The organism is Flavobacterium chungbukense, assembly GCF_020805785.1.
In the GTDB taxonomy this organism is placed as follows: Bacteria; Bacteroidota; Bacteroidia; order Flavobacteriales; family Flavobacteriaceae; genus Flavobacterium; species Flavobacterium chungbukense.
Window position 1 is genome coordinate 734,026 of the sequence record NZ_JAJGZV010000003.1, and the last position, 12,680, is coordinate 746,705.

The 12,680-nt window shown below is 35.0% G+C and carries 7 protein-coding genes; 4 read left to right on the forward strand and 3 right to left on the reverse strand.

The window, feature by feature from the left end:
* Positions 1 to 375: 375 nt before the first annotated feature.
* The 3 genes from lepA to LL966_RS13470 form a co-directional block, all read right to left on the reverse strand.
* The gene (gene lepA, locus LL966_RS13460) at positions 376 to 2,172 is read right to left on the reverse strand and encodes a translation elongation factor 4 (RefSeq protein ID WP_229353924.1); all 1,797 of its coding nucleotides are present in this window, start codon (positions 2,170 to 2,172) and stop codon (positions 376 to 378) included.
* Positions 2,173 to 2,334: 162 nt separating this feature from the next.
* Positions 2,335 to 3,036, reverse strand: coding sequence for an NUDIX hydrolase (locus LL966_RS13465; protein WP_229353926.1), 702 nt, complete (start codon positions 3,034 to 3,036; stop codon positions 2,335 to 2,337).
* 55 nt (positions 3,037 to 3,091) lie between these two features.
* On the reverse strand, positions 3,092 to 3,808 hold the full coding sequence (locus LL966_RS13470) for an NUDIX hydrolase (RefSeq protein ID WP_229353928.1): 717 nt from the start codon (positions 3,806 to 3,808) through the stop codon (positions 3,092 to 3,094).
* Positions 3,809 to 4,373: 565 nt separating this feature from the next.
* Here LL966_RS13470 and LL966_RS13475 point away from each other — a divergent pair.
* From LL966_RS13475 to LL966_RS13490, 4 genes are all read left to right on the forward strand, one after another.
* On the forward strand, positions 4,374 to 7,463 hold the full coding sequence (locus tag LL966_RS13475) for a SusC/RagA family TonB-linked outer membrane protein (RefSeq protein ID WP_229353929.1): 3,090 nt from the start codon (positions 4,374 to 4,376) through the stop codon (positions 7,461 to 7,463).
* 12 nt (positions 7,464 to 7,475) lie between these two features.
* Positions 7,476 to 9,053: a RagB/SusD family nutrient uptake outer membrane protein gene (locus tag LL966_RS13480; protein ID WP_229353930.1), complete on the forward strand. Its 1,578-nt coding sequence runs from the start codon at positions 7,476 to 7,478 to the stop codon at positions 9,051 to 9,053.
* A gap of 18 nt (positions 9,054 to 9,071) precedes the next feature.
* Entirely contained in the window at positions 9,072 to 9,941 is an 870-nt protein-coding gene (locus tag LL966_RS13485) for a hypothetical protein (protein WP_229353931.1), read from the forward strand.
* 137 nt (positions 9,942 to 10,078) lie between these two features.
* Positions 10,079 to 12,565 carry a glycoside hydrolase family 2 TIM barrel-domain containing protein gene (locus LL966_RS13490; RefSeq protein ID WP_229353932.1) on the forward strand — a complete coding sequence of 829 codons (2,487 nt, stop codon included), beginning with the start codon at positions 10,079 to 10,081 and terminating at the stop codon, positions 12,563 to 12,565.
* The last annotated feature ends 115 nt before the right edge of the window (positions 12,566 to 12,680 follow it).

The following is a 12,680-nucleotide window of genomic DNA, read 5'->3' on the forward strand; positions in this document are numbered from 1 at the left end:
TTAAAATTGAATCAATCAGGTTAATATTCTGATAAATTTGTAGGTTTTATCTTTTTAATTTATAAGTAAATTAAATTAAAAACAAACGAATTTAAGCATTCGAACTACATAAATACATTACTTCATGTTCTATTTTGATGTAAAAGGGAATTCGATTTTTGATTTTGTCGATATACTTTGTGTAGACGCACTGCGGTGCGTTCTACAGATATAGATTGAGAAATAGTATCGTTTATAGACATAGAATCGTAGAGACGCACCGCAGTGCGTCTTACGCAATCAAAATACACAACGTAAAAAAATAACCCAACAACTTTCGTCATTGGGTTAGTCTATATTTTTTGTTCTTTCTTCTATTTTCTAAAATAAAAAAATCTAGTCATTCAATTTCAAAACAGCCATAAACGCCTCTTGCGGAATCTCTACGTTTCCTACCTGGCGCATACGTTTTTTACCTTTTTTCTGTTTTTCTAGCAATTTACGCTTACGCGAAATATCTCCACCATAACATTTTGCGGTAACGTCTTTACGAAGTGCTTTAATGGTTTCACGAGCGATAATTTTTGCTCCAATTGCAGCTTGAATTGGAATATCAAATTGCTGTCTCGGAATCAATTCACGCAATTTCTCGGTCATTTTTTTACCGATGTTATACGCGTTATCTTCGTGAATCAATGCAGAAAGCGCATCAACTGTTTGGGCATTCAAAAGAACGTCCAATTTAACCAATTTCGAAGTTCTCATACCGATTGGAGAATAATCGAAAGAAGCATAACCTTTAGAAACCGTTTTTAAACGATCGTAAAAATCGAATACAATTTCCGCCAAAGGCATATCAAAGTTTAATTCAACTCGTTCTGTCGTCAAATACGTTTGATTGGTAATTTGACCACGTTTTTCAATACACAAACTCATTACGTTTCCTACGAAATCAGCTTTTGTAATAATTGTTGCTTTTATAAAAGGTTCTTCAACTCTATCTAAACGAGAAGGTTCAGGCAAATCAGAAGGATTGTTTACTACAAATGCAGTTTCAGGATCTTTTTTGGTATAAGCCAAATACGAAACGTTAGGAACCGTTGTAATTACAGTCATATCGAACTCACGTTCTAAACGTTCTTGAATAATTTCCATGTGAAGCATTCCTAAGAATCCGCAACGGAAACCAAATCCTAACGCCGCAGAACTTTCTGGTGTAAAAACTAGCGAAGCATCATTCAATTGCAGTTTTTCCATAGAAGAACGCAAATCTTCATAATCTTCAGTATCAACAGGATAAATCCCAGCAAATACCATTGGTTTTACATCTTCAAAACCTGTAATCATATTCGTTGTTGGTACTTTGGCATCAGTCAAGGTATCTCCAACTTTAACTTCTTTTGCTTCTTTAATTCCAGAAATTAAATAACCAACATCTCCAGTAGAAATTACATTTTTAGGAACTTGATTTAATTTTAAAGTTCCAATTTCATCAGCAAAATATTCATTACCTGTAGCCATGAATTTAATTTTCTGGCCTTTTTTGATTTCACCATTTACAACTCTAAAGATTACTTCAATTCCACGAAACGGATTGTAAACCGAGTCAAAAATCAAAGCTTGTAATGGTTCTTCTGGATTTCCTTTTGGAGCAGGAATTTTTTCAATAATAGCGGCTAAGATGTTTTCAACACCAAAACCAGTTTTTCCAGATGCGTGAATAATATCTTCTAATTTACATCCTAATAAATCGATAATATCATCACTAACTTCTTCTGGATTAGCACTTGGTAAGTCAACTTTATTTAAAACCGGAATAATTTCCAAGTCGTTTTCAAGAGCTAAATATAAGTTTGAAATCGTTTGTGCCTGAATACTTTGAGCAGCATCAACAATCAAAAGTGCACCTTCGCAGGCAGCGATTGATCTAGAAACTTCATACGAAAAATCTACGTGGCCGGGAGTATCAATTAAGTTTAAGATATATTCCTCACCTTTATATTTGTATTCCATCTGAATGGCGTGACTCTTAATGGTGATTCCACGCTCGCGCTCCAGATCCATGTTGTCAAGCAATTGTGCTTTTTCTTCACGAGCTGTAACGGTTTGTGTTGCGCCTAGTAATCTGTCCGCCAATGTACTTTTACCGTGGTCAATGTGTGCAATAATGCAAAAGTTACGTATCTTCTTCATTTTAATATATCAGTTCTCTAAACGAGTTTTAGTAATTTTTGGGTATAAATAATGCCAAAGCAATCGCTTTAAAGCAGGTTATTAAGGCGCAAAGATAGCGCAAAGTTTTGGATTCTGGAATCTTGACGTTCGATAGTTGACAGTAAAGAATTAAAATTGGGGTTAGAATTCAAAATTAAATCCCTTTTCTGTTAATTTTTTATAGATTTCGGCATCAAATTTATAAAGTTTGGCCGCTCTGTGCGAAACGTCTTTTTGTTTTTCGTCTAATGCTTGAAGCAGTTTCATATGAAGTACTTTTCTTCTGAAATTAGATTTATCCAATTCGATTCCTAAAATTTCTTCATACAAATGCATTAGTTGCAATAATGTGAATTTTTCAGGTAATAAATTAAAACCAATTGGTGCCTGACGGACGCGATTTCTCAATTGCAATAAACTGAAATCTAATATTTCATTATGATCAAAAATCAACTCTGGAATTTCGTTGATTTTATACCATTTTGCTTCTATAACTTTTAAACTCGCTTTGATGTTATAATCTTCTCGATTGACCAAAGTATAATAGCCAATAGTTACAACGCGTCTTTCGAGAACACGTTTAGGGTTTGTAAAGGCTTTCAACTGTTCCAAATAAATGTCTTCAAGACCAGTAAGTTCTTGTAAAATGCGTTGTGCGGCATCATCGGCACTTTCATCTAACTGAAGCCATCCACCAAGAAGGCCCCATTTTCCTTTACTTTCGCCTTGAGCGTGCTGAACCAAGAGAACTTCGAGACTCTCTTTGTTAAAACCGAAGAAAACGCAGTCAATCGTGATTCCGTCTACGGCTGGTTTATGATGTTGAGTAATTATTTCTGTCAATGTATTGTGTTGTTTCGAAGTTCAAAAAAGAATTTTAATTGATTTTAGAAGAACATTAAAATTCAAAATTAAATCCCTTTTCTGTTAATCTGGTATAAATTTCAGGGTCAAATTTATACAACTGAGCGGCTCTGTGCGATACGTCTTGTTGTTTTTCGTCTAAAGCAACCAATAATTTCATATGAAGGATCTTTCGTCTGAAATTTGGTTTGTCCATTTCAATTCCTAAAATTTCTCCGTACAAATGCATCAATTGCAATAAAGTAAATTTTTCGGGCAATAGATTAAAACCAATTGGCGTCTGGCGAACTTTATTTCTAAGATGTTTTATGCTATAATCTAAAATTTCATTATGATCGTAAATCAAATCTGGAATTTCGTTGATTTTATACCATTTTGCATCAGCAGCGGTAAAACCGGCTTTAATATTATAATCTTCTCTTTTTACCAAAGCATAATAACCAATGGTAATAACACGTCGTAGCGGAAAACGATCTGGATCACCAAATGCTTTCAACTGTTCTAGATAAATATTGTCAAGACCTGTAAGTTCATTTAACAAACGATGAGCTGCGGCATCAGTACTTTCTTTTTTATAAATCCATCCTCCAGGCAATCCCCATTTTCCCTTACTGATACCCTCGCCGTGCTGTACCAAAAGTACTTCCAAACTTCCCTGATCAAAACCAAAAATAACGCAGTCAATCGTGATGGCGTTCATAGCACTTTGCTCGTTTTTTGCTGCAGGTTTATCATCTACATTTTCAATCATACTCGAGATAAATTTTGACAAATTAAATAAATAAATTGATTAAGATGCTTTTTAAAAGCTTTATATTTTTTTTTAACGAAACAAAAAATTGATAATCAGCATATTAAAAAAGCTTAAAAAAACACCTTTAATTAGACTGATTCTTAAATAGCTGATTGTCAATTTTATAAAAGCTTGATTTTTCTGTATTTTTTATTTCAAATCTAATTCAAATTTTATGGCATTCATAAAAATGAAACAGAAATTATTAGAATTGAAAAAAATTAACCCTAATATTTTGTTAATATAGAAAATTTGTTTTACACTTGTAGTCAAATTTACCATAAGATAAATTCAAATTGACTATAAGTAAAAAAGGCAAAGCTACAACTTAACTTAAACTTACCACAATTGTTTTTTGAGAAATTGATTTTCGAATTGATTTTGATGCTTATAGTCTGCAAGTACTAAATGTTGGAAATGAGATTCAGGCCCTCATTTTTGACATGAACTGCTTGGGAAATTTTCCAGGGTTCTCTTAAGGTAAGATTTACTAACTATAACTTAAACTTAATCAATTCTTATTATGAAAAGCAAAAATTGTATTAAAACAACAAAGCTGTCATACTTTATGACGGTGCTGCTTAGCGTATTTATGATGCAGTTTGGATTGGCACAAGAATCTAAAACTGTAAGTGGAACAATCACTTCGTCAGAAGACGGGCTAGGAGTTCCGGGAGCAACTGTACTTGTACAGGGAACAAAATCGAGTACTGTTACCGATTTTGATGGAAAATATAAAGTGGAAGCCAAAACAGGAGATGTTTTAGTGATCACTTTCGTGGGATTTAAAACACAAAATATTAAAGTTGGCACCGAAAAAGTTGTCAATGTAGTTTTACAACCAGAAACTTCAGAACTTAAGGAAATTGTTGTAATTGGTTATGGTACTCAGAAGAAGAAAGTAAATACTGCTGCAACTTCTTTGGTATCAGGAAAAGACATTCAGCAAGTTGCGAGTCTTGATGTTACAAATGCTTTGCAAGGTCAAGCTTCTGGAGTATCTGTAACTTCATCTTCTGGTCAGCCAGGTGCGAATATGGTGGTAAATATTCGTGGTGCCGGTACAGCAGGAAACAGTGATCCGCTTTATGTTGTAGACGGTGTTGTCGTAGATAACGGAATCGGATATTTAGATCCTTCTGTAATTGAAAGGGTTGACGTTTTAAAAGATGCTTCTGCAGCTTCTATCTATGGAGCTAGAGCGGCAAATGGGGTTATCTTGGTTACAACAAAAAAAGGAAAAGATGGTAAAATGAATGTGTCTTTCAATTCTTATACAGGTTTTCAGCAGATTGCTAAGAGGCTAGATTTGATGAATACACAAGAGTACACCACAATTATTAACGAAGCTCGCGTAAATTCTGGATATTCTCCATTATACAGTAAAGCTCAAATAGCAGCATTTCCAAACCACGATTGGCAAAGCGACTTGTTTAATGAAGGTGCAATAAAACAAAACCACTCTTTATTAATTACAGGCGGCGATCAAAAATCGACTATTGCAACTGGTTTGTCTTACTACGGACAAGAAGGTATGATTGGTGGTTCTACTAGCCAGTCAAAATACGATCGTGTAACTTTTTCAGTAAACTCTACTTCAGAAGTGATTAAAGATTATTTGAAAATTGGAGAAAACTTTACATTTTCAAACGTAAAATCGAGTGGTATTGCAGATGATGGTATTTATAGTAATGCTATTAGAGCATTCTTAAATGCTGCTCCAATTGATCAGGCTTATGACGAAAATGGAGATTTTGCTCGTTCAATTATCTCAAATGACGTTACAAATCCTGTGGGATCTTTGTATTACAACAACTTTAATCAGACAAAAACAAACCGTTATGTAGGTAACATTTTTGCCGAATTAAAAATCATAAAAGATTTGACTTTCAGAACTAGTTTCGGTGTTGATATGACAGACAGCAACTATCGTTCTTTCAGACCCGTTTATTCTCTTTCTTCAAATGATAATAATACGGTTTCTAGCGTTACACAAAGTTCTACAAAATCTCTAGGATGGATTTTTGAGAATACGCTTCAATACAAATTCAATCTAGCATCTTCTCATAATTTCGATTTTTTAGTGGGTACTTCTGCTAAAAAGAATACTTCTGATTATATGGAAGGACAAGGAAGAAACTTAATTTTTGATGATTTTGAGCATGCTTATTTAGATAATGCAAAAGATCCGACATCAAATGTGGTAAAAGGAAATCGCAGAGATTATGCGATTCAGTCTTACTTCGGACGTTTATTATACGATTACAACAACAAATATTTATTCTCTGCAACAGTTCGTCGTGATGGTTCATCAGAATTTGGTCCAGATAACAAATATGCCATTTTTCCTTCATTCTCTGCGGGTTGGAATTTAGATAAAGAAGCTTTCTTTAAAGAAAATAAAGTTTTAAATACTTTCAAAATAAGAGCGAGCTGGGGACAAAATGGTAACGATCAATTTGCGAGAAGATTTGCTTATATGTCTACTGTGAATTCAACAGACAAAACATATCATTTCGGAACTGGAGATGAAACTCTTTTAGTAGGTTCAAGCCCTGATCAGTTGGCAAACCGCAACTTAAAATGGGAAACTTCTGAGCAGTTAGATTTAGGTTTTGATGCTACTTTGTTTACCAATTTTACTTTAACTTTTGATTACTACGATAAGAAAACTAAAGACTGGTTAGTGTTGGCGTCAATTCCAACTTATGCTGGAGCAACAGCACCTTATATTAATGGTGGTGACGTAAGCAATAAAGGTTTTGAAATTGGTTTAGCATATAGAACACATTTTGGAAAAGACTGGAATTTTGGTATTAATGCCAACCTTTCTAAAAATAAAAATGAAGTCTTGAGAATTGCTAACAACGAAGGAATTATTCACGGAGAATCTAACGTTTTATTCCAAGGTTTAGACGAGATGAACCGTGTTGAGGTTGGAAAACCAATGGGTTATTTCTACGGTTTGAAAACAGCAGGAATCTTCCAAAATGCAGCTGAAGTTGCAGCGGGAGTTCAGCCAAATGCACAGCCTGGAGATGTACGTTTCGTAGATTTAAATGGAGATGGCAAAATTGATGCTAATGATAAAACACAAGTGGGAGATCCAAATCCAGATTTTAACTACGGTATCAATTTGGATATTTCATACAAAGCTTTTGATTTGACAATTAATACTTACGGTACAGCTGGAGGACAAAACGTTTTCGGAATTCACGATTACACTCGTGCATACACAAACAACACAACAGATGTATTAAACAGATGGACAAGCGAAGGAACTTCAAACAGAATTCCAAGAGTAACTTACGGAACTGATGATAATGGTAACTACACTAAATTCTCTGATTTGTACATTCAGGATTCAGATTTCTTCAGAATTAAAAATGCTACAATCGGATGTGATTTAACGAAGTTAACAGACAAATTAAAATTCTTCTCTAAATTCAGAGTTTACGTTGCTGGAAATAACATTTACACATTCACTAAATACAAAGGAATGGATCCGGAAATTGGTTTCGGAAACGTAAATCAATCTTGGGCTAAAGGAATTGATGTTGGATATTACCCACAGCCAAGAACCTACATGATGGGTTTAAATGTTAACTTTTAAATTTTGAAAACGATGAAAACATATATAAAATTATTTGCCCTTTCAAGCTTACTTGTTTTAGGTTCTTGTTCGGAAGATTTTTTAGAAAACGAACCCTACACAGATAAAGTAACAGAGAATTTTTATAAAACTCCTTCTGATGCTTTTGAAGGTTTGGTAGCCGTTTACGACGTATTGCAGAGAGAAGCTTACGGAACACAATTGATTGTGAGTGAACAAGCTTCTGATAACTGTTTTGGCGGATTTGGTATTGCAGATCCAACGGTAGATTTACAATGGGACCGCTTTCAGTATACTACAGATAAAGATATGAATGCCCTAACTTGGACAAACTCTTATCTTGGTATTTACAGAGCTAACGTTTTATTAGAAAACTTAGACAAAGTAAACTGGGGTTCAGACACCGCTTTAAAAACGAGATACGAAGCAGAAGCTCGTTTCTTAAGAGCTCACTTTCATTTTCAGGCAGCAAAAATGTTTGGAGATATTATTCCGTTAGATCACACTGTGACTACAAGCGAATTTGAGTTGCCAAGACAAGCACCAGAAGTTACTTATGCTTTAATTGCAAACGATTTAAAATTTGCTGCAGATAATTTAGGGCCAGAAAACTATTCGCAAGCAGGAAATGCCAATTACGGACGTATTACAAAATGGGCTGCAGAAGCTTATTTGGCTAGAACGTTTTTGTTCTATACTGGAGCTTATGGTAAAACAGATTTAGCTGGAGTAGTCACTAAAGCTCAGGCAGTAACTTACATTAATGATGCTGTTAACAACAGCGGGCACGGATTGGTTGCTGATTTTGCTAATCTTTGGCTAGCGGCTTCTTTTGCCAATTTTGTGGGAGAAGATAATACTGAAATGGTTTGGGCAGTTCGTTTCAACGGTTCAGGAAAAGGAAACTGGGATCTTCACGAAGGAAACCGTTTCCAAGTAAACATTGCACCTCGTGGTGGAGCAATCGGAAGATATGCAACAGGATGGGGAGGAGCAACTGTAAATCCTAAATTGGTTGCAGCTTATGATAATGCCGATACTAGAAAAGCTGCATCATTTATTGATTACGTTGGCGAAGGCTTAAATTTTGATGCTCAGGCTAGAGAACAACGTCAATACACTGGTTATTCTTGGAAAAAATATTGTCCGATTACAAATGAAGCAGGAACAGCAGTTGTAGAAGCTAACGGAGGAAACTTCCAAATTGATAATTATCAGGATTACGCTATTATTCGTTTTTCAGATGTATTATTAATGGCTGCCGAACTAAACTTAACAACAAATGCAGCGTTGGCGCAAACAGATTATGACAGAGTTCGTGATCGCGCTTTCAAAAATACATTGCACAGACTTCCTATAACTCAAGCTCGTATTATGGAAGAACGTCGTTTAGAATTTGCATTGGAAGGATTACGCTATTTTGATTTAATCAGACAAGGAATGCCTGCAATGAAAGCAGCTATAGATAACACGGGAGATTCTCAGTTTGCTGTAACTTTTAGAACAGAAACTCAAGGATGGTTTGCTTTGCCACAATCGCAAATAATTCTTTCTAACGGAACTATTACTCAAAATCCAGGCTGGAATTAACTCTAAAACAAATTGATTATGAAACGTATATTATATATAGTATTAGCGGCTGTATCAATCAGTTCGTTCTTATTCTCTTGCGAGCCTGTTGAAGATCGTGAAAGTCTGCCAGCAGTAACGCTGACTCCAGAAACACTTGAGTTTTCCATAACTCAAAATACAGCAAAAAAGAATGAAGTAGTTTTAAAAAATGATGATCCAACTGTAATTCCATTTTGGAGATATGTTGATGGTAACGGAAACGAACTGGGCCATTCTAATAAAAGTGACGATAAAGTAAATTTTCCTTTTGCAGGGAAGTACACTATTTTTTACACAGCTTTTGTAAGAGGAGGTTCTGTTGAAGCTGCTCCAGTAACCGTAGATGTTCCAGAAAATGATGATGCTTTCTTTAGCGACCCTAGATGGAACAAACTAACTAATGGACAAGAGGGAAAAACTTGGGTTTTATATATGACTGCTCCATTAGAATTTATTGGAAACACGCCTAGTTATGTAAACAGAGCAGTGAGCGGTCCAGGTTGGTGGCCAAATCTTTCAGATATTTCTTGGGCTGGTCTAGAAAATAAAGACTGGGGAGAAATTACATTTGATCTTGATGGAGGGTATAATGTTTCGGTAACACAAACCAATCCAGCTTTAGGAAATACACAAAAAACAACCAAAGTAGGAACATTCAATTTTAGTCTTACAACTGGAGAAACAAATGATAGAATTTCGTTTAACGGAGGAACAGAAATGCTGCATCCAAACGAGCCGAGTTATTTTAGTCCTTCTTTCAGTTTTACAAATGTAAAAATTGTTGAACTTACAGAGACAAGTTTATGCTTTATCGGAATTAGAGCAGATGGTGATTATTTAATTTATCATTTAGTTCCAAAATCATAAGTTAGTTAGTTTTGAAGTCTCAGTTTTAAATACATTTATAATGTGCTTTAAGACTGAGACTTAAATTATTTTAAGAAGAAATATTCGAAATCATTTTTTATTTCTATCTTCCATTTCCAAAAACACAAAAAGTACCTATGCAAATTACAAAAACTATAAAAAGCATAAGTTTATTGGCTGTCGCATCCGGATTAATTTTATTTAATTCCTGCGCTAAAAAAGAGGATGCATTTACAAATAGAAAAGTTTCTTTTAATTCAGATTGGAGTTTTTATCTTAATGATAGTATTGTTGATAAAGATACAATCGGAAATACTACAAAATGGAGAACTTTAGATGTTCCGCACGATTGGAGCATCGAAGGAAAATTTGACGAAAAAAGCCCTGCAGGTTATGGAGGCGGAGCATTAAACGGAGGTTTAGGCTGGTACAAAAAATCATTCAAAGTAAATGCCGCAGACAGTAGCAAAGTAACTTCTGTTATTTTTGATGGTGTTTACAAAGACAGCGAAGTCTGGGTAAATGGACATTATTTAGGAAAACGTCCAAACGGATATATTGGTTTTCAGTATGATATGTCACCGTACTTAAATTACGGAGAAAAAAACAACGAAATCATTGTTAAGGTTGACAATTCAAAACAACCCAATTCACGTTGGTATTCGGGTTCAGGAATTTTTAGAAATGTCTGGATCGAAACCACAGATAAACTTCATGTAGGACAATGGGGAACGTATATTACAACTCCAAAGGTTACTGCAGAAAAAGCTTCCGTTAATTTTGAAACAACTATTCAAAATCAATATGCTGAAGAAAAAAAGGCTGTTATAACCACTACTATTTTTAAAGAAGATACCAAAGTAACATCGGTTACTCAAAATATAACAATTGGCGCCAATGCCAATCAAACCCTAAAACAATCGGCAGAAGTTGAAACTCCGATTTTATGGTCGGTTGAAAAACCAGAATTGTACACAGCAGTTACTGAAATTTCGCTTGACGATAAAATCATCGATCAATACAAAACCAATTTCGGAATCAGAGATTTTAAATTTGACTTAAACAAAGGTTTTATTTTGAATGGAAAACAGGTCAAAATAAAAGGTGTTTGTCTGCATCACGATTTAGGTCCATTAGGTGCTGCGATTAATACGCGTGCAATCGAACGACAATTGGAAATCATGAAAGAAATGGGTGTAAACGGAATTAGAACTTCTCATAATCCGCCTGCACCAGAACTTTTAGATCTTTGTGATAAAATGGGTTTCATTGTCATGGATGAAGCTTTCGACATGTGGAAACAAACCAAAACCAAATACGATTACGGAAACGACTGGGACAAATGGCATAAAAAAGACTTAATTGATCAATTGCTTCGCGACCGAAATCATCCAAGTATTTTTGTTTGGAGCATCGGAAATGAAATTCCAGAACAATGGAATGAAAAAGGGGTTGAAATTGCCAAAGAATTAGCGGCAATTACGCGTCAATACGACAAAACGCGTCCGTTAACCGCAGCGATGAATCCGCCGGTAAATATGAATATTGATGCGGTGACTTTACAGTTTGAGAAAAAAGACGTATCAATTAATCCGCTTGCAGGATCAGGAGTTTTAGATTTAATCGGATACAATTATGCGCATCAAACGTATGAACATCATTTAAAAAACTTTCCAAACACGCCTTTCATTGCAACCGAAACCACTTCAGGTTTACAGACAAGAGGTTATTATGATGCGGTTTCAGACACTATCAAAAAATGGCCGGTAAGATGGGATTTAAAATTCACAGAAGGAAATCCAGGAAATACGGTTTCAGCTTATGATCAGGTTCAGACGCCGTGGGGTTCTACGCACGAAGCGACTTGGAAAGTCATTAAAAAACACGATTTTCTTTCTGGAATGTACATTTGGACAGGTTTCGATTATATCGGAGAACCAACGCCTTACGAATGGCCGTCAATCAGTTCTTATTTCGGAATTGTAGATCTAGCCGGTTTCCCGAAAGACGTTTATTATATGTACCAAAGCGAATGGACAGATAAAACCGTTCTTCATATTTTCCCGCATTGGAATTGGAAAGCGGGACAAACTGTCGATGTTTGGGCCTATTACAATAAAGCCGATGAGGTGGAACTTTTTGTAAACGGAAAATCTGTTGGAAAAAGAAGTAAAAAAGGAGACGATTTGCATGTAATATGGAGAATTCCTTTTGAAGCAGGAACTTTAAAAGCCATTTCTCGTAAAGGTGGAAAAGTGGTTTTAGAAAAAGAAATTAAAACGGCTGGAAATCCATCTCAATTAAAATTGACAGCAGACAGAAGTACCATCAAAGCAGATAAAAGCGATTTGTCATTTATCACAGTTGATATTTTAGATGATAAAGGAACTTTCGTTCCAAATGCGAATAACGAAATTAATTTCTCTTTAAAAGGAAACGGAAAAATTGTTGGCGTTTGCAGCGGAGATCCAGTAAGTCACGAATCATACAAAGGAAATAAACACACCGCTTTGGCTGGAAAATGTTTGGTAATTGTACAATCTGGAGATCAATCAGGAAGATTAGAATTGACCGCAAAAGCAAACGGCTTAAAACAAGCAACAATTGTAATTACAACCGAATGATAAGTTGCGCTATCCTAACAGGTTTTCAAAACCTGTTAGGTATCAATATATTTAATTAAGATATTAAAATAAATAAAATACCTAACAGGTTTTTGAAACCTGTTAGGATAACTAA